Source organism: Xanthocytophaga agilis (genome assembly GCF_030068605.1).
GTDB lineage: Bacteria > Bacteroidota > Bacteroidia > Cytophagales > 172606-1 > Xanthocytophaga > Xanthocytophaga agilis.
In genome coordinates this window covers 77,446-96,870 of sequence record NZ_JASJOU010000008.1, presented here as the reverse complement: position 1 = coordinate 96,870, position 19,425 = coordinate 77,446, and the positions used below count along the sequence as shown (strand labels likewise).

The 19,425-nt window shown below is 36.8% G+C and carries 14 protein-coding genes; 6 read left to right on the top strand and 8 right to left on the bottom strand.

From position 1 onward, the window contains the following. Positions 1-30 precede the first annotated feature (30 nt). From QNI22_RS21920 to QNI22_RS21905, 4 genes are all read right to left on the bottom strand, one after another. Positions 31-951 (bottom strand): glycosyltransferase, encoded by a 921-nt coding sequence (locus QNI22_RS21920; RefSeq protein ID WP_314513987.1) that lies wholly within the window; start codon positions 949-951, stop codon positions 31-33. 134 nt (positions 952-1,085) lie between these two features. Then, a complete protein-coding gene (locus QNI22_RS21915; RefSeq protein WP_314513986.1) occupies positions 1,086-1,538 on the bottom strand; it encodes a hypothetical protein in 453 nt (150 codons plus the stop codon). A 310-nt stretch (positions 1,539-1,848) separates the two neighbouring features. Next, positions 1,849-3,159 (bottom strand): adenosylhomocysteinase, encoded by a 1,311-nt coding sequence (ahcY, locus tag QNI22_RS21910; protein ID WP_314513985.1) that lies wholly within the window; start codon positions 3,157-3,159, stop codon positions 1,849-1,851. Positions 3,160-3,396: 237 nt separating this feature from the next. After that, a complete protein-coding gene (locus QNI22_RS21905) occupies positions 3,397-4,173 on the bottom strand; it encodes a biotin--[acetyl-CoA-carboxylase] ligase (protein WP_314513984.1) in 777 nt (258 codons plus the stop codon). 115 nt (positions 4,174-4,288) lie between these two features. Here QNI22_RS21905 and rsfS point away from each other — a divergent pair, with 115 nt between their 5' ends. Further along, entirely contained in the window at positions 4,289-4,672 is a 384-nt protein-coding gene (rsfS, locus tag QNI22_RS21900; protein WP_313985579.1) for a ribosome silencing factor, read from the top strand. Between the two features lie 103 nt (positions 4,673-4,775). Then, positions 4,776-6,827, top strand: a complete 2,052-nt coding sequence (gene ftsH / locus QNI22_RS21895) for an ATP-dependent zinc metalloprotease FtsH (RefSeq protein WP_314513983.1) — start codon at positions 4,776-4,778, stop codon at positions 6,825-6,827. 125 nt (positions 6,828-6,952) lie between these two features. Here ftsH and QNI22_RS21890 read toward each other — a convergent pair whose 3' ends face one another. The 4 genes from QNI22_RS21890 to lacZ form a co-directional block, all read right to left on the bottom strand. Next, entirely contained in the window at positions 6,953-7,780 is an 828-nt protein-coding gene (locus QNI22_RS21890; RefSeq protein WP_314513982.1) for a hypothetical protein, read from the bottom strand. 151 nt (positions 7,781-7,931) lie between these two features. Beyond that, positions 7,932-8,141, bottom strand: a complete 210-nt coding sequence (locus QNI22_RS21885; RefSeq protein WP_314513981.1) for a hypothetical protein — start codon at positions 8,139-8,141, stop codon at positions 7,932-7,934. 312 nt (positions 8,142-8,453) lie between these two features. Beyond that, complete coding sequence (locus QNI22_RS21880; RefSeq protein ID WP_314513980.1) at positions 8,454-9,128, bottom strand: hypothetical protein; 675 nt, start codon at positions 9,126-9,128, stop codon at positions 8,454-8,456. 144 nt (positions 9,129-9,272) lie between these two features. After that, on the bottom strand, positions 9,273-12,488 hold the full coding sequence (gene lacZ / locus QNI22_RS21875; protein ID WP_314513979.1) for a beta-galactosidase, LacZ type: 3,216 nt from the start codon (positions 12,486-12,488) through the stop codon (positions 9,273-9,275). Between the two features lie 810 nt (positions 12,489-13,298). Between lacZ and QNI22_RS21870 the strand changes: the two genes are divergently transcribed. The 4 genes from QNI22_RS21870 (at position 13,299) to QNI22_RS21855 (ending at position 19,423) form a co-directional block, all read left to right on the top strand. Beyond that, entirely contained in the window at positions 13,299-14,291 is a 993-nt protein-coding gene (locus QNI22_RS21870) for a ribonucleoside-diphosphate reductase small subunit (RefSeq protein ID WP_313985595.1), read from the top strand. 440 nt (positions 14,292-14,731) lie between these two features. Further along, positions 14,732-17,203, top strand: coding sequence for a ribonucleoside-diphosphate reductase subunit alpha (locus tag QNI22_RS21865; protein ID WP_313998870.1), 2,472 nt, complete (start codon positions 14,732-14,734; stop codon positions 17,201-17,203). 97 nt (positions 17,204-17,300) lie between these two features. Next, complete coding sequence (locus tag QNI22_RS21860) at positions 17,301-18,170, top strand: sialate O-acetylesterase (RefSeq protein WP_314513978.1); 870 nt, start codon at positions 17,301-17,303, stop codon at positions 18,168-18,170. Between the two features lie 713 nt (positions 18,171-18,883). Beyond that, entirely contained in the window at positions 18,884-19,423 is a 540-nt protein-coding gene (locus QNI22_RS21855) for a hypothetical protein (protein ID WP_314513977.1), read from the top strand. Positions 19,424-19,425: the final 2 nt, after the last annotated feature.

Here is a 19,425-nt window from a genome sequence, read left to right as displayed (position 1 = left end):
TTACCTCATTAACAGAAGGGCCTTTTCGTTTTATAGTTTATCAACCGGAATAAAGCTATTCTTAGGTTTATCAAAAATCTGATGCATTAGTTCTGACGGATCTAATATAACATGACTATTCTTACGTACATAATCACTGATAAACTCAACATAGCGTTGGCGATCCTGGTTTAATTTGGTTATGGTTTTTTCCCGAATATAATTTGGATCTATTTGACGGGCTACCATTTCTTCTACACCTTTGCGGATTGCGGTAGGGTTATCATTCACTATAAGACAATATTCTTTGTCATAATACTCATCCCGCCCTCCTTCGCTTTCTGTACTTACTACCGGTAGTCCTGAAAGCATATATTCCAGGCTAGCTAACATAGGGCCTTCTTCTTTTGATAAGCATAATCCAACTTGGGACTGATTGAATAAGCGGTTTTTACCAATATGGTCAACCCATGTTTTATTGTAATCAGCATGTTTCATTGCTGGACAGAAACTTGGCAAATCATTTTCTCCACTTTTGCCTGCTCCGGGAGTATAGGTAAGAACAAATACCTTATTCAGTTCTTTAGCCAACTCAATACGTTTAAATGGCATAAGTTGAGCTGCATAGACAGCATCATATTTCTTATCAACACTCAATATACCATAGTCTTTTTCATCCGTATAAATATAAGCAGAACATTGTAAACCAGGAATACGGAATAATTTTCTATAGGATTCTTCCCGTTTGGAATTAGTAAACATGACAGGCATAAATCCTTTACTACTTAATTGAGAAAAGAATAATTTTTTTCTCAACATCTTTTGAAATTTACCATGGTTCCATGGTAAATGCAGCAGAAAATATGTGTCATGTTTTTTTTGTTGAGAGGAGATTTTCTGAAGGGCTACATCATCCCAGAGACTAACAATGCGAGGATTTTCGTGTAAAATATAGGCGCCGTGAAATAACATAATATAAGTTTATTCTCTGAAGTATATTGGATTGGATGCCACAAAACGTACCAGCTAAACAATTACTTGAATAGCTTTTGTTATTAATACTAAAAATTGTAAAAAGAGAACTTCCGAATGTAAAAAGATTTTACTTATGGTACTAACTGCAGAACAATAGTAGGAGTTAAACCTGATACTGTGTAACGTGTACTAAGATTTAATTTCTCTTTTGAGAGTAAATCAATAGTAAAATCAAATGTATCTGATGCTGCTTCTAATCTGATTTTGGTCTCATTATCTGTAAAATACCAGGTATCAGTAAAGGTGGAGTCTGTTTGTTGATCAGTTGCCGTATATGTACTGTCAGTCTTAAACAAAATGGAGGATCTGGTAAGCTGTGCAAGAGATGACCCACTCCCAAGAATCAATTGAATAGCATCATCTGTTACGGGTGTACCATTAGCCAGTACCTGACTTATTTTCCATGAATGACTGGTCAGAAGTTCTGTGCGGGTAGACTCTGGATTTTCTTCATCTTTTTTACAGGAAGATAAAAAAGTAAATGCACCAATCAGGAGTGTTAATATTACTATCTGGAACTTCATCCGAATAATTATTAATAAGTATGGTGTTGTCTATTATTAGGTATACAAATATATTAATTTATTTGTAGCATTCAGTAATATATTCAGTATAAGGTCTGCTTTCTCAAGAGAATCTAGTGTAAAGCATATTATTTTCTTATACGTAGATCATAAAAATCAGTTACTACTGAAAATTGCCTCTCTGATAATTTGTCCTCATAAGATAAACCATACCGTCATATAATTGTTCATTTTCCGCTTTATAAAAAAAGAGTCATCGGACATGTTGCATCCAATGACTCTTTATGCTCTAGATACAATTCATTATTTGTTAATAACGATAATGATCTTTTTTGAATGGACCTTGAACATCAACTCCAATGTATTCAGCTTGATCAGTAGTTAACTCTTCCAATTCAGCGCCTACTTTAGCTAAATGCAAACGTGCTACTTTTTCATCAAGATGTTTAGGTAGTACATATACTTGATTTTCGTAGTTTTTGCCATTTTGCCATAATTCCAGCTGAGCTAGTGTTTGATTAGTAAATGACATTGACATTACAAAAGACGGGTGACCCATTGCAACACCAAGGTTTACAAGACGACCTTCTGCCAGAACGATGATTTCTTTTCCATCAATGGTATATTTATCTACCTGAGGCTTAATAACCTCTTTGGTGTTTCCATAATTTGCATTAAGCCATGCCATATCAATTTCTGTATCGAAATGGCCAATATTACAAACTACAGCTTTATCTTTCATTTTCTTGAAATGCTGACCTGTAATAATAGAGTGATTACCTGTAGCTGTAACGAAAATATCTGCAATCTCAGCAGCTTTGTCCATTTTCATTACCTGATAACCTTCCATTGCCGCCTGAAGGGCACAGATTGGATCAATTTCTGTTACAATTACACGACAACCTGCTCCTGCAAGAGAACGGGCTGATCCTTTACCTACATCACCATAACCTGCTACAACTGCAATTTTACCTGCCAGCATTAAATCTGTACCTCTGCGGATAGCATCTACACATGATTCTTTACATCCGTACAGGTTATCAAATTTAGATTTTGTTACAGAGTCGTTTACGTTAATTGCAGGTACAGGAAGTGTTCCTTTTTTCATACGTTCATACAAACGTAAAACACCTGTTGTGGTTTCTTCTGAAATACCACCAATATTACCGATCAGTTCAGGATATTTATCTAACACCATATTGGTAAGATCCCCACCATCATCCAGAATCATGTTCAATGGTTTGCGATCTTCTCCAAAGAATAATGTCTGTTCTATACACCAGTCAAATTCTTCAGCATTTTGCCCTTTCCAGGCATACACTTGGATACCTGCAGCTGCAATAGCAGCAGCAGCATGATCTTGTGTTGAGAAGATATTACAAGAAGACCAGGTTACTTCAGCACCTAGTTCAACCAGAGTTTCAATCAGTACCGCGGTTTGAATGGTCATGTGCAGACAGCCTGCTATACGAGCACCTTTAAGAGGTTTAGATGGACCAAACTCAGCACGGATAGACATTAGGCCAGGCATTTCTGCTTCTGCTAATTTAATTTCTTTGCGGCCCCATTCTGCCAATGCAATATCTTTAACTTTGTATGGAACGTAAGCTGTTTCAACCATTGTTCAAAAGTTTTTTAGTGTATAATGAAAATATAGAGATGATTTTGTCTATAAGTACCTTTTGAGGCGCAAAGGTAAATATTCTTACGCTAAAAGGAAACTTTTATATGTGTTTTTAACAATAAACTAGCTTGGAATAGATTTTTTGCTTTTATAGTATAGTATTGTTTTACAGGGTATTGCGTCATAGCGTTAGTTGAGAAAATAGATAGAGTTCTTTGAAATATTTCATATGTATCAGAATACAAATTCGATTTCTTTAAAGAAGAAATAACAAAGTTTATTGTCTTTTTCAATAACCAGACGACCTTGTGAATCTACTCCTGTAATGGTGCCTTCAAACTGATTTCCATTTGATACAAAAAATCGTTTCTCTCCATAACTGTATAAATTCCGGAGATAATAAGTTCTTAGACTGTCAGTTTTGCCATTCCGTAAGAGGAGATAAAATTTTTCAAACACAATGAGTAATTCTGATAACAATATTTCCAGATCATATTCGTCTTCATTACTGAAGGGCTGACTGGCCAGTTTTAGCGAGGTTGCTCGGGGTTGTTCAGTAAACGATTTTTGGTTGATATTCAGGCCTATACCAACAATTGAATGGGTTAGAGAAAGACCTTGAATAGTATTTTCAATTAAAATACCTCCCATTTTCTGAGAATGCCAATAAATATCATTTGGCCATTTAATGCTTAGATTCTGAGGGAGGTATTTGGAGAGAAATTCATGTATAGCCAGCGAAACTGCCATATTTAACAAAAATTGTTGATTAACTGTTAGAAAAGTTGGCTTAAGAATAATAGAGAATGTTAGGTTCTTACCTGGTTCTGTATGCCAGCTATTACCTCGCTGACCTCTTCCGCGGGTTTGTTGAGAGGTAATCACAACAGTTCCTTCCGGAGTGCTGGCTGTATTAATCAAGTCTGCGGCAATGTCATTAGTGGAGTGACATTCTGGCAGAAACAGGAGCTTTTGGCCAACGAATAATGTTTTGGGTGGATTATTGTACAATATTGTTTACTTTTGTTTTAATAAAGACATTTAAAAAGTTGCAAAGTTAAAAGATGGGATGTTTATTACCTGTTTACTTTTCAATTTTTTAATCTATTAACTTTAAAAAATTCGAATGCAATTAATCAAGAAACGAAAAAATAAAGGTGTGAGCTCTGAACAATTAAGCCATTTGATTGTTCAGGGAATGCAGGAAAAGAAGGCTGAGGATATTGTTGTGTTGGATCTGCGACAGGTAAAGAATGCTGTAACTGACTATTTTGTAATCTGTTCAGGAAATTCAGATACTCAGGTAGATTCTATCACCAACTCTATTGAAGAGCAAATATATAAGAATCTGGGTGAAGATCCCTGGCATAAAGAAGGGAAAGCTAACCGCGAATGGATTCTCCTTGATTATGTAGATGTTGTAGCTCATGTTTTTAAAAAGGATCGCCGGGCATTTTATGCCTTGGAAGATCTTTGGGGTGACGCACAGTCAACAAGGATTGAGTCCTGACCTGTGTTAGTAGATCAGACACGAAACTCTCTGCTATAAAGATTGTTCTGAGAGTGAATTTACACAACATAGTATTTTTCAATTAATCTTTTTTATACGGAAAATGAACGAAAATCAAGACAGAAATAGCCGGAAGCCACTCCTTCCCAAACCTCCTCAACGGCCAGGTTATCAGATTTGGGTAGTAGTGGGTCTGGTGATGCTCGCACTCTTCACGTTTTTTAATCGTGGGAGTGATCCTCGTACAATTACAAAAAAAGAGTTCAAATCTATGGCTCAGGAAGGTGATGTAAACGCTGTTACGATTCTCCCTACACAGAACTCTGTAGAGATTACACTTAAAGATGAAGCCTTAAAAAACATTAAATATCGTGACAGGATACCAAAACCTAGTTTATTAACCCCTTATACTACCGGACCTCACTTTCAATTTGATGTGGTTGATGCGAAGGTATTTGAAGAGGAATTACAAAAAGAATTTCCTGGAATCAAATACAAGGTAGAGCGTCGTGCGGATATTACAGGAGGATTGTTATACTGGGGATTGTTTATTTTGATGATGGTAGGGCTGTGGATGATTATGCGTCGGGTTGCTACTGGAGGCCCTGGTGGACAGATCTTCAACATTGGACGTTCCAGAGCAACATTATTTGATGCTGAAAACAAAGTTAAAATTACTTTCAATGATGTCGCTGGTCTGGATGAAGCGAAAGAGGAGATTAAAGAGATTGTTGAGTTTTTAAAGAACCCCAAGAAGTTTACAGATCTTGGTGGTAAAATCCCTAAAGGTGCTCTTTTAGTTGGATCTCCTGGAACAGGTAAAACCTTGCTTGCAAAAGCTGTTGCCGGAGAAGCTAATGTTCCTTTCTTCTCATTATCAGGTTCTGACTTTGTTGAGATGTTTGTAGGGGTGGGTGCAGCACGTGTAAGAGATTTGTTTAAACAAGCAAAGGAAAAGGCTCCTTGTATTATATTCATAGATGAGATAGATGCAATAGGCCGTTCTCGCGGTCGGGGTTCTATGCCTGGTGCTAATGATGAGCGTGAGAATACGCTGAACTCTTTGCTGGTAGAAATGGATGGATTTGCTACAGATTCAGGTGTTATCATCTTAGCTGCAACAAACCGTCCGGATGTATTGGATTCTGCTTTAATGCGTCCAGGTCGTTTTGATAGAATGATTAGTATTGATAAACCTGATCTGAATGGACGGGAGTCTATCTTTAAGGTACACCTGAAACCATTAAAGCTTGCAAGTGATGTAGACCCTAAGAAACTGGCTGCTCAGACTCCTGGCTTTGCTGGTGCAGAAATAGCCAACGTGTGTAATGAAGCCGCCTTGATTGCTGCTCGTCGCAATAAATCTTCTGTAGATATGCAGGATTTCCAGGATGCAGTGGATCGTGTAATTGGTGGTCTCGAGAAGAAAAATAAGTTAATTTCCCCTGAAGAGAAAAAGATTGTTGCCTATCATGAGGCAGGACATGCTGTTGCTGCTTGGTTCCTTGAGCATGCCAATCCATTGGTGAAGGTAAGTATCGTGCCAAGAGGAGTAGCTGCATTAGGATATGCCCAGTATTTGCCGAGAGAACAGTTCCTTTATACATATGAGCAGTTGTTTGATGAGATGTGTATGACTTTAGGAGGACGTGCTGCAGAGGAGATCATATTTGGAAAGGTTTCGACAGGAGCTCTAAGTGATCTGGAACATATTACCAAAATGTCTTATGCTATGGTAACTGTCTATGGAATGAATGAAAAGATTGGAAATGTATCCTTTTATGATTCCAAACAGTCTGAGTATAATTTTAACAAACCATATTCTGAAGAGACAGGAAAGACTATTGACGAAGAGGTTCGTAAAATTATTGACACAGCTTATCAGCATACCAAAAATCTTTTGCTCGAAAAGCGTGAACAATTAGAGATCCTTGCAAAAGAATTACTTAAGAGAGAGATTATTTTTCAGTCAGATCTTGAAAATCTGATAGGTAAACGTCCATTCGATGAGCCTACTACTTATCAGGCATATCTGAACGGAAATAAAAAGAAGGATGACGCAGGTGATGAAGAAGAAACAACCAATGTTCCTGTCCATAAGGGACCTGGTAGTGTTCCTGACATGGAAGGTAATACCGCCCCTCTTGAAAAATAACTATTTATAAGGTTGATACCAAAAAGAAAGACGCACAATGTACATTGTGCGTCTTTCTTTTTGGTATTTATTTTTTCTAGATTAAAGGTGAATTGCTAAAGTTTTACTGGAGGTGTATAACAGAATTATTTTTTTACAAATTTATTATTCTGTGTTCCTGTTTTCAATACATACGCGCCAGCTTTTAACGTTTTGATATTTATCTTTTGTCCTTTTCCTTTCAAAATTACCTTCTTCTGTGAATCTACTATTTCATAGTCAGTTTCTTTAGATAGGGTAAGCAAATCTGTAGGGTTGGCAGGCGTAAAAGTTATCACTTCTTCTACTGGAGGTGGCGGAGGGGCTGTCTCTGGATTAAAAGTAATAGTTCTGCTATAAAATGTCTGATGTGTATCTGTATTTTGAGCTTTTACTCGATATTTATTATCTCCATTTGAGTGCATAACAGGTATTGAATAAACTGCCTGTCCTTGCCCATTAGCGTTATGCTTTTCTAATACAAGCCAATTGCCATTGCGAAGGCTTTCTATGTAGTAAACAAACTTGGGAGTTTCGTCTGTTATTTTCCAGCGAATAGAAGTATGCAATACTTCAATGCTATCAATCTGAAATCCTGCACTTGGTCGTATAACCTGTGGGTTAATTAATCGAGGTGCACAACCATCTTTGTGAGTGATACGAATAGTAACAGGTGTGTTCATTTCCAGAAAGGAAAGATCTATCTCAAATGCCGCTAACTTTATGTTCGAAATCGTTTTTTGGTCATTTACATATACCTCATCTGCACAATAACTTTTCTTATCAGGAGAAAAGGGATTTTGTACGAAAAGGTTTTTACCTTGATAAATACCAGAAATGATAATTTCTCCTGCATATGATGCATAAAAGGATAGAAACAGCCCTGCCAGCAAGCAAAGCTTTCTTAGATTTTTCTTAGAATAAAGACGGGTCACAGTTGAAAAATGTATAGTATGTGCAAATTTGCGCGAAATATGGATTTATTTCCAGATAAAAAAATGCAAAAATGCCTATGTGCAATAAAAAAGCAGAAACAGTATATTCTGCTCTGCTTTTTTAACACTGTCTTGTAGTTAGTTGATGATGTTAGCTAAGCGTTTTAGGCTTGTTTTCTTCAATTTCTTGTGTGTCAGATTGAAGTTCTCTTAGCAAATGGACAATTTCCCTGATCTGACTACATAATTCAGGATGTTCACGGAATAAAGCACTTGCATGTTGTGGGTACTGTTGGATAAGTTTTCGCATCTTATCCATTCGGGAACTAATCTGTTGTAACTCTTGAGTTATGATAGCCATGCATGAGATGAGTTTGGTTGGCGTAGTTTTTCTTTAACGCTGGCTTTAGAGTTAAAAAGCTCTATAAAAATAGAGGGCTAAGGTAATAAAATTTGTGATTGATTATCAAGAGAATGCATATAAAAAATAAAGTGCATTGGTAAGGCGTTGATAAATAGTGTTTTATCTTTAGCTTTAATCAATAAATAAAGCTCATAGTGAAGACTATGAGCTTTGGAGACAGAGTGAACACAACTAACGAATGAGATAAACTCATACCGTTAAATCTTAAGTATCATTAAAAGCGATAGGCTTTAGTATCTTTATATGGAATTAAAATCCATTTGCTGTTTTTTCTTGTTCAGCAATTCGAGCCATTGCCTGTGGCTTCCATTGATTATAGGCCATAATTAATTGCTCATATGTCTCAGGAGTGATTTTTTCATGGCTTAGCAGGGATTCTGTACCTGGAAAGTCATAAAAATAGGTGGCAAGTTCTTGTTTCCGCTTGGAAATATGTGGGTCAAATATCTTTAGTGCCTTTCCTTCTCCTGAAATCACAGGAATCTTTCCTCCGAAGTAATCAGGCGTTTTTACGGAGTTAATAGCCGAGCTAAGAGCTTCTTTCAGTGAATAACCTATTTCATCTCCTAATCGTGGAGAGTTTTGTATTAGATCAGCCAATACTGCCTCATCACAATAATAGAGATTGGCATAGCCAGCTGTATGTCTGAGTAAAAATATAGGGGTAGAACCAAGATATTGTGTTTCAAATTCCTGAAGGCCGTTATAGAATGCTTTGATATCACCTGGAGTATAACGAACATTTCTGTTTTTCACAAATGCAAACATCTCACGATTATTATCTGAAAGACGTTGGGTGAACTTAATCGCTGTATAAATAGTATCACCTTCATTGGTAACCAAATAGCTGCGGGCAGATTGGCCAAACACAGTATAGGACAAGCCAAGAAAAAGAAGTATTCCTGTAAGAGTAAATTTTTGCATAGTCTGATTCTATTTTGAGTTTTATATAGAATCAGATAGAAAAAGTAACTGAAATGAATAGTAACAAGTGTGTAAGAAAATTATCAATTTTAGCTAATTCACCATTCTTCTTGTAATGAGAATGGTGAATTAGCTTCTTGTATTTTATTTTCGTATTAAAGGTAGGGTAGTAGTAACTACATCCTGAACAGATACCTGACTGGTATCAATAAGTCGCAGCCGGAAGCGATACATATATGTTTTTGAAATTAATTGATACTCAGAATGCACACGAGGTGACCAGCTATCATCACCCCCCAGTCCCATCTGCTGATAATCAAGGTTAATTACAGTTGTTGATCCATGAGATAGTTCCTGACTAGTTTTAGCCCGAAGAAGAGCTTCATCTGTATAATCTCGTATATTAATATTAAGAGAAGGATCGCCTATTGTTAATAAGCCAATTCCTTCTGAGGTAGTTATTGTTGCCCAACGTACGTCAGTTTTATTTCCATTTTCCTGTGCCATCAGGTAATTAAAAAACTGGTCAATTACTTTTCCACTATATTTCCCAATACGTGCACCTTCTTTTCTATCCCAATAACTTTCATGAGGGCCTCGTCCGTACCATTGTATCTGATTGAAGTTTCCAGGTATTTGCATTTGCATACCTACACGTGCCAGAGGAGGAAGAGTACTTTGTGGTATAAATACATTTTCTACCTGAATATCTCCACTTCCATAAATAGTATATGTAGTTGTTTGCAGGAAAAGTGTACTTGATGATGTATTAATTTTTGTTTGAACTTTATTGGTCATTGTGACTTTAACTACCTGTGGACGGAGTTGCTCCACTATTGCTTTTTCTGGCACTGAGTATGTCTTATCTAATCCTACTGCCCGCCAGCGGGATGCAAAACTAGTATTTCTTCCACCTTCATCATTATCTGTAGGAACTCGCCAGAAGTTAGGTTGAAGACCTTTTGTAATTATATTTTGTTCTTTATAACGGACAATATCCATTACACCCAAAGATTTATCAAAATTGATCGTGAAATCGCTTCCTTTTACTTCTATACGACTTGTATATTGATTGATTGTAAGAGGCTGCATTTTTGTTAGTGATAATGTAGTACCACTACCTTGGGGAACATTTAGTCGTAGTTGGTGCCAGGCTACTTCATGTTCCGGTTCTGCCCAGGTTGTCTTGTTTTTTAATCGAAAACTGATCGTTAAGTAGTATTCCGTTTTAGGTTTAATAGACGGATTAGTAAATGGAATTGTAATATCTTGCTCCTGTCCTGGTAAGGCTGTTAGATTTTCTATTTCCCCTGTTTGAGTAATATTGCCATTTTCCTGTACCTGCCAGATCAATTTGAATGCAGACAAATCCTGGAAATCGTAGTTGTTCTTGATTCGAATAGTAGTCTGAGTAGGTTCTATGGTATCTTTAGATATCAGTTTAATATACTGATATATTTTTTTTACTTCATTAATTTCAGGTTGAGGTGTCCGGTCTGCATTGACTATGCCATCACCTGCATTCGCTCCATCTATATAATTAAAATGATCCAAGTAATCTTTACCATTTTTCTTTATACGTAATCCCTGATCTACCCAATCCCATATAAACGCACCCTGCATTCGGGGATACTTTTCTATAGCATTCCAGTAGTCACGAAGATTGCCTACACTGTTTCCCATCGCATGAGCATATTCACAAACGATAACAGGTCTGGAAGGATCTGCTTCCATCATTTTGACCATAAAAGCAACAGATGGATACATTGTGGAGATTATATCAAAACTGGGAAGCATAGTAGGATCTCTATATGCTTCAGGCTGGCGGCTTTCATAATGAATAGGGCGGGTAGGATCTATAGTACGGATTTCTTCTGCCATAGCACTAAAGTTTTCACCCATACCTGTTTCATTGCCTAACGACCAAAGGATGATGCTCGGATGATTCTTATCTCTTTCTGCCATTGCAATACCTCTCGCAACAAATGCATTACGCCATTCTGGTTTTTGAGCTGGTGAATTATTGCTATTCCATAATTCATGACTTTCTATATTGGCTTCGTTGATAACATACAGGCCATAGGCATCACATAGATCATACCACATAGGGTCATTAGGATAATGAGAAGTGCGAACGGCGTTTATATTAAATTGCTTCATTAACCGGATATCTCTTTCCATTGAGGCTCTGCTAATAACCCGTCCGGTATTAGGATCAAATTCATGCCGGTTTACTCCTTTCAATTTAATAGCTTTACCATTAACTAGTAATTGTCCGTTTTTCTGTTCTATGCTTCGAAATCCAACTTTGCTACTTAGTGCTTCCTGAGGTCTGTCAGCCGGATCTATAAGTTGTAGTGTTAGTAGATATAAATAAGGTGTCTCAGCTGACCATAGATAAGGGTTTTCTATACGGGCGGTCCACTCAAGTTGTACTTCCTGGTTGGCTAATATTTTTTCAGGAGATGGAACAATTGCAGTCCAGATTTCTTTGTTTTGTGTGTCGTACAGAGTAGCTTTTATTTTATGTGATTTTAATTCACGGTTTTGATAATTTTTTAAACGGGTATGTATATAAAGGGTAGCATTTTTATATTGTTGATCCAGGTCAGTAGTAACATAAAAATTACGCATGTGTACTTGAGGAGTAGAAAATAAATATACATCACGAAAGATACCAGATAGTCGCCAAAAGTCTTGATCTTCTAGATAACTGGCATCAGACCAGTTGATTACTTGAACTGCTAATGTGTTATCACCACTTTGAACAAATTCTGTAATGTCAAATTCTGCTGGTGTCATACTATCTTCATGATATCCTACAGATTTACCATTTACCCATATATAACAGGATGATTGAACACCTGCAAAATGCAGGAATATGCGACGTCCATTCCAATTTGATGGAACTCCAAAATTAGTGCGATAGAGACCTACGGCATTGGTATCTGTCTGAATAAGAGGAGGTGTAGCTGGAAAAGGATGCTTAATATTGGTGAATATTGGATGATCATAAGGGCGATTTTCCTGAGCTGCTACTACCTGCCAATTGGAAGGCACTTTTAAGTTATCCCAGTTGATTACCCCTGTAGATGGCAGAAAAAAGTCTGAAGGAACTAGTGATGGGTGTTTAACCCACTTGAATTTCCAGATCCCATTCAGTGACTTATAATAAGGAGATGCCGATCTGTCAAACGCCTGTGCTTGTGTTTCACTTCCATAAGGGATAAGTGTGGCATGTGGAGGGGTTGTATTGATACTTACAACAGATGGATTTTGCCATTCAGGAGTAGGAGTCTGGCTAAAAGCTTTACCGGATAACAGAGCAACAAAGAGTAAAAAAAGTCTTGAGTTGTACATATAACAATGGGATGATTTAGCTAAGGGATGGGTAGAATGCTCAGAATCAAAAGTGTATAAATAAATGTTAGAAGTAAAGTAAGGCAAATAATGGAAAATGAGAAAATGAAATAGTACAACTTTACTTGTAACCGATGTTTCCATTTTTCTCTAGCTTGTTATTTAAACAAAACTTATCCGAATAGCATTTGTATCGAGGAAGGGAATAAATAAATCTTGTTACATAAAATGTTTTGTATTACGCACATAAATTGTATTTCTTTCAGTGATGGTTGGATTATCTCGTGTAAGGTGTAAATATGTATAACCTATACATGAAAGGGATTAAAAAATGTTTGAATAAATCTGCAATAAAAGATAAAGATATTACAGTGTAAGAAATGAGGTGTAATCGCTAAGATATTGCCGTATATGATAATTGGTGTTAAGTTTTTGTTAAAATGTCTGTTGGTTATATTGTTGATTATGAATATATTAACAGTTATTAACACTTATCCACAAGTTATCCACAATATTTTGTGGGTAATCTCTTTAGGCTCACTTTTACATTTGTAATACTCAAACCTCACAACTGAGTCAATGACTATTATTTATGTGTGAGTGGAAAAAAAGATCTGATAAAATAATAGCTTTGTGTACAGTGAAACTTCCACCCATTAACCTGCAAATAAATAATTTCAGTTCGTTTAGCGAACATTATGTTGTAGGTTTGTTACAAGAAAATCAGAGCCCGCTGCTGATTAGACAGATGTTTGATCAGATACCAAAGGACATAGTAAAATGATCTGTTAATTTTAATTGAAAAGAAATATGAGTAAATCTTCAGGCACTGCTCCTGAGCCATTACTGGCAGAGGATCCAAATCGGTTTGTATTGTTTCCGATTGAGCATAATGACATCTGGCAAATGTATAAGCAGGCTGAAGCAAGTTTTTGGACTGCAGAAGAAATAGATCTGTCACCAGATTTAGTAGACTGGGAAAAATTGAATGATGGAGAGCGGCATTTTATATCCCACGTACTGGCGTTCTTTGCTGCTAGTGATGGTATTGTAAATGAAAACTTGGGTGTCAACTTTCTGGCTGAAGTACAGTTTCCTGAAGCTAAATGTTTCTATGGATTTCAGGTAATGATGGAAAATATCCATTCTGAAACCTACTCTTTGCTGATTGATACGTATGTAAAAGATCCCAAAGAGAAAAACAAGCTTTTCAATGCATTAGAGACAGTACCTTGTGTGGCTAAAAAAGGAGAGTGGGCATTGCGTTGGATAAATAGTGAGAACTTTGTAGAGCGTCTTATCGCCTTTGCTGCTGTAGAAGGAATATTCTTTTCTGGATCGTTTTGTTCTATCTTTTGGTTGAAAAAGCGGGGCTTGATGCCAGGATTATCATTTTCGAATGAACTGATTTCGCGTGATGAAGGTTTGCATTGTGAGTTTGCTTGTTTATTGTATACTCAATATGTAGTAAATAAACTGCCACAGGATGAGATTTATGCAATCATTACTGATGCTGTAGCCATTGAAAAAGAGTTTATTACAGAGGCATTGCCAGTAGATTTGATTGGTATGAACTCCCGGTTAATGGCTCAGTATATTGAATATGTAGCTGATTTCTGGCTAATTCGTTTAGGTTATGAACCATATTACAATACGGCTAATCCATTCGACTTTATGACAGCTATTTCACTACAAGGAAAAACAAATTTCTTCGAGAAACGTGTGGGGGAATACCAAAAAGCTGGAGTGTTGTCAGGAGGAGAAAAAGACGGAGCCAAGTTCACACTAGACGAAGATTTTTAAGAGCCTCCCCAACCTCTGTAAAGAGGAAGTATAAGTGCCTTCTTTGGGGAGAGAAGGCGGGGATACCCCCAGCTACAGCCATCTATGAACAATACGGAGCCTCGATGCGTCGGGGCACCTTTTCTATAAATCCGGAATTCCGGGTATTATATTTTATAAAATATTTTTATAAAATATATTGTCTGAGTGAGGATATATTTGCGACAATGTGAATAATTTACAGGAGTTGTGATCCTGAAAGTTCTGGTTGATCAATTGTATTCTGGTGCGGGCAATTTGCATAACAAACCCATAAACTGTCCTTGTAGAAAGGCAGAAAAACAAACCACTATCAACCTCTTACTTCTGTTTTTAATAGAAATAAGAAAACTGAAAATGAACGATTTTCCATTTTGAATCAGGAACATTAAAACCGTTTCAACCACAAATTATTCTAAATTATGTATGTAATTAAAAGAGACGGGCGACGTGAATCAGTCAAATTTGACAAAGTAACGGCGCGTATTGAAAAACTTTGCTACGGACTTGAGACCAGTTATGTAAATCCCATTACTGTAGCACGTCGCGTTATTGACGGCATCTATGACGGTGTAACTACTGTTGAGCTGGATAATCTGGCTGCTGAAACTGCTGCATCATTAACCACTACGCACCCGGATTATGCTATCCTGGCCGCGCGTATTGCCATCTCCAACCTGCACAAAATTACTAGTAAGTCGTTCTTCAATACAATGAAGCGACTATATACTTATGTTGATCCTAAGACAGGTGAAAATGCCGGATTGTTGTCTAAGGAAACATTTGATGTTATTAAGAAACATGCGGATCTGCTGGATTCCAGTATTATCTATGATAGAGACTTTGGATATGACTACTTTGGTTTTAAAACCTTAGAGCGTTCTTATCTGATGAAGTTGGATGGGAAGGTTGTTGAACGTCCTCAACATATGTTGATGCGTGTGTCTGTAGGAATTCATGGTGACGATATTGAGAAAGTTATTGAAACATATAACCTATTGTCTGAACGTTGGTTTACACATGCCACACCAACTTTGTTCAACGCAGGTACACCAAAACCACAGTTGTCAAGCTGCTTCTTGCTGACAACTCAGGATGACAGCATTGATGGTATTTATGATACATTGAAGCAATGTGCGCTGATATCTCAGTCTGCTGGTGGTATTGGCTTATCTATTCATAACGTTCGCGCTACAGGTAGCTATATCAAAGGGACCAATGGTACTTCAAATGGTATCATTCCAATGCTAAAAGTATTTAACGATACAGCACGTTATGTAGATCAGGGTGGTGGAAAACGTAAGGGGGCATTTGCGATCTATCTGGAACCATGGCATGCGGATATCTTTGAGTTTCTGCAATTAAAGAAAAACCACGGTAAAGAAGAATTACGTGCACGTGATTTGTTCTATGCTTTGTGGATTTCTGACTTGTTCATGAAACGCGTAGAGCAGAACAGTACCTGGACGCTGATGTGTCCAAATGAATGTCCAGGTCTGGCTGATTGTTATGGCGATGAGTTTGAAGCGTTGTATGAGAAATATGAACGTGAAGGTCGTGGCCGTAAGACAATTAAAGCACAGGATCTGTGGTTTGAGATTATTGAGTCTCAGATTGAGACAGGTACCCCTTATATTCTGTATAAAGATCATGCCAACCGCAAGTCTAACCAGAAAAACCTGGGTACTATCAAGTCTTCAAACTTGTGTACAGAGATCATGGAGTATACTTCAAAAGATGAGGTAGCTGTATGTAACCTGGCATCTATTGCATTGCCTAAATTCATTGAAGATGGTAAGTTTAATCACCAGAAGTTATATGATGTAACAAAGGTAATTACACGTAACCTGAACAAGATTATTGATATTAACTATTACCCAGTACCTGAAGCTGAACGCAGTAACAAACGTCACCGCCCTATTGGTATTGGTGTACAAGGCCTGGCTGATGCATTTATCATGCTACGTATGCCATTCGAATCAGAAGAGGCTCGTGGCTTGAATGAAGATATCTTTGAAACGATTTACTTTGCTGCAATGACAGCTTCTATGGAGCTGGCAAAAGAGCATGGACCTTATGAAACTTTCAAAGGTTCTCCATTATCAAAAGGCATATTTCAGTTTGATATGTGGGATGTTACACCAAAATCAAACCGTTGGGACTGGAATGCATTGCGTGCAGATGTGAAGAAACATGGAGCCAGAAACTCTTTGTTATTAGCTCCAATGCCAACAGCTTCTACATCTCAGATTCTGGGTAATAACGAATGTTTTGAACCATATACTTCTAATATCTACACTCGTCGTGTATTGTCTGGAGAGTTTGCAGTTGTAAACAAACACTTGTTGAAAGATCTGGTACGTCTGGGATTGTGGAATACACAAATGCGTGATGCGATTATCGCAGGTAAAGGTTCAATCCAACATATTGCTGATATTCCTCAGCATATCAAAGACTTGTACAAAACTGTATGGGAGATCAAGCAAAAGGCAATCATCGAAATGTCTGCTGATCGTGGAGCATATATCTGTCAGAGTCAGAGTTTGAACCTGCATATTCAGGATCCTAACTTTGGTAAACTGACTTCTATGCACTTCTATGCATGGAAAAAAGGTCTGAAAACAGGTATGTATTACCTGCGTACTAAGGCTGCTGCTGATGCTGTACAGTTTACATTGCAAAAACAAGCTGAGGTTGCTTTACAACCTGTAGTGACGGAAGCTGATCATGCATTGGCTACGGCTGCTAAGACTGTTGTAGATGAAGTACGCAAGATGGAATCTCAAGCTCCTAAAGTAGCTTCTCCTCAGATAGATATGGATTACGAACAAAAAATGAAAGATATGACCTGTTCACTGGATAATCCAGAGGGTTGTGAAGCTTGCGGATCGTAATTTTAATTAATTTTTTAAGGCATCACCTCTTGTTCTGATAGACATTGCGAGGTGGTGCTTTGTCACTTATAAAGTGATATAGAATTTGTCGATTTGTATGAAAAAACTATACATACTGCTATTTTTGATTATTATAGCAGTAGCTTTCTTTGGGGGGATGATTACACAGAAACATTATGGACTGGGTAATCTTTTAAAGAAAGCAAATCCCACCTATATACCACAAGAGAAAAGAGAAGCAATTGCTCCTGAACATAGAGGAAAGCTTTCTATTTTTATCCTTGCAGGCCAATCAAACATGGAAGGTGATGGAAATGTCGAAGACTACACACCTGTGAATACAGATGGACGAGTATATATGTTCAATGAAAACTATCTATGGTTGCCTGGAAAAGAGCCTGTTCGTAATCGCATTGGTCCAAGTATTGCTTTTGCAAAGCAAATAATTGACTATGATAAAAATAGCTATGTCGGTATTATAAATGTTGCAAGGGGAGGGACTAATATAGGGCAATGGCAAAAAAGCTATGATGAACAATCTCTTTACCAGATTATGTTAAAAAGAGCCTTAGCTTCTTCTTCACAGGGAGAAATAAAAGGACTATTGTTTTTTCAGGGTGAGAATGATGCTGAAGGAGATAGTACAGATCATTATAATGATTGGGATGTGTATTTTGAAAAGTTTGTTAAGGACATAAGGCACGATTTACATAATGAAGATCTTCCTGTTATTTTTGCTCAAATCGGAAAAGGAGAAGATAAGCTTTGGAAAAAGGTAAAAAATAGACAAGATAGTGTAAATATAAAAAATGTTGCTATGATTAAAACAGATGATTTAGACTTTATAGAAAATAATGTTCATTTTACTACAAAAGGGTATGTGGAAATAGGGAAAAGATTTGGGGACAAGTTTATTGAAGAGGTCATGAGTCCCTCAAAAAATATAAAATCTATTGAACAAAAGTAGTTTTTTAAATAATTTCGATAAGCCTGTTAACTGAAAGTTTGTAATAGAATATCTCAGGATATTTAACAAAAAAGACCTCTCAATATATATTGAGAGGTCTTTTTTGTTAGAAGTTAAATGATAGATAACGAATTTGGAAAAACAAACTATTGTCAAACATATTGTACTTCCAAGATTTTATTAGTTGGTCATTTTGCACAAATCATTCATTATTTAATTAAACAAAATCAGGATTTAAACTAGCAAAACCTATATGCTTAATTACTTCTCAAAATAAGCTATCCTGATTATCATTTACGTAATCTCAAAGCTGTCAATTTTCATTATGCTCAGGATGAATTTGAAAATGCATTAATGGAGTTGCTGGATGACGATCCAATCCCAATACATATAAAATTACTTTGGTTTGGCCTTTCTATAAAAGCATATATGAATATACCTGGATGAAGTAGATAGAACAGAATAAAGATATACCACAATCCCTCAGACAATACAATGGTTAATTTACTATTCATCTTTCCAATAAGACAATTATATGAGTGAGAAAGCCATACAGGAAGAAGAGCAGATTCATTTGCCATACAGAGAGGAATGTTTGTAGTAGAAGTAAAAAAATGGAAAGTCGGTTGTACATCATAAACTTGTAATACAATAAAATTGGAATTAATTCAGGCGTAGTATTTCTTCGTATGGAGTTCTTATAAAGAAATGCTATGCCTGCTTATTTACGATCTATTGAATATCGCTTTGAATCTCACCAATTGCCGTCTCTGTTAAGAATGCATTTAATTGATCATCTGGGACATTTATATGAGTACTATTTTACTAGGCTACGTACAACCGAAAATATCTTTCGACTGATTGTCTGGTTCGTAGATGAGAAAGAAGATAAGAAAGTGCCTTACAATATAGGATATGCAGGGAGTGTATACCAATCTTTGCGTGTTGACGATATGAGTGGTTTGGATGATAAAACGTATCAACGGTATTTCTTAGATCGTTTTCAGGAGGCAATTCTCTATACTGCACAGATGTATAATTGGCCGACTGAAAACTTTGCTAGTGCATATCAACATATTGTGGATAACAACTTTGAGTTTCGGGATTATTGGGGTAAGGTGTACAAATCACCTGACAAACAATGGAAGGCCCGTATTTATTTTGAATATGATTGGCAGCAGGGGACCTATGTGAGATTTGAGAATACAAATACTAGACAGGTTTTCGTATATAGATTTGAAGTAAGCGGCTAGAT

Coding starts and splice junctions, on each gene's coding strand:
- QNI22_RS21920 (WP_314513987.1), bottom strand. CDS start 951: ATGTTATTTCACGGCGCCTATATTTTACACGAAAATCCTCGCATTGTT.
- QNI22_RS21915 (WP_314513986.1), bottom strand. CDS start 1,538: ATGAAGTTCCAGATAGTAATATTAACACTCCTGATTGGTGCATTTACT.
- ahcY (WP_314513985.1), bottom strand. CDS start 3,159: ATGGTTGAAACAGCTTACGTTCCATACAAAGTTAAAGATATTGCATTG.
- rsfS (WP_313985579.1), top strand. CDS start 4,289: ATGCAATTAATCAAGAAACGAAAAAATAAAGGTGTGAGCTCTGAACAA.
- ftsH (WP_314513983.1), top strand. CDS start 4,776: ATGAACGAAAATCAAGACAGAAATAGCCGGAAGCCACTCCTTCCCAAA.
- QNI22_RS21885 (WP_314513981.1), bottom strand. CDS start 8,141: ATGGCTATCATAACTCAAGAGTTACAACAGATTAGTTCCCGAATGGAT.
- QNI22_RS21880 (WP_314513980.1), bottom strand. CDS start 9,128: ATGCAAAAATTTACTCTTACAGGAATACTTCTTTTTCTTGGCTTGTCC.
- lacZ (WP_314513979.1), bottom strand. CDS start 12,488: ATGTACAACTCAAGACTTTTTTTACTCTTTGTTGCTCTGTTATCCGGT.
- QNI22_RS21870 (WP_313985595.1), top strand. CDS start 13,299: ATGAGTAAATCTTCAGGCACTGCTCCTGAGCCATTACTGGCAGAGGAT.
- QNI22_RS21865 (WP_313998870.1), top strand. CDS start 14,732: ATGTATGTAATTAAAAGAGACGGGCGACGTGAATCAGTCAAATTTGAC.
- QNI22_RS21860 (WP_314513978.1), top strand. CDS start 17,301: ATGAAAAAACTATACATACTGCTATTTTTGATTATTATAGCAGTAGCT.
- QNI22_RS21855 (WP_314513977.1), top strand. CDS start 18,884: ATGCCTGCTTATTTACGATCTATTGAATATCGCTTTGAATCTCACCAA.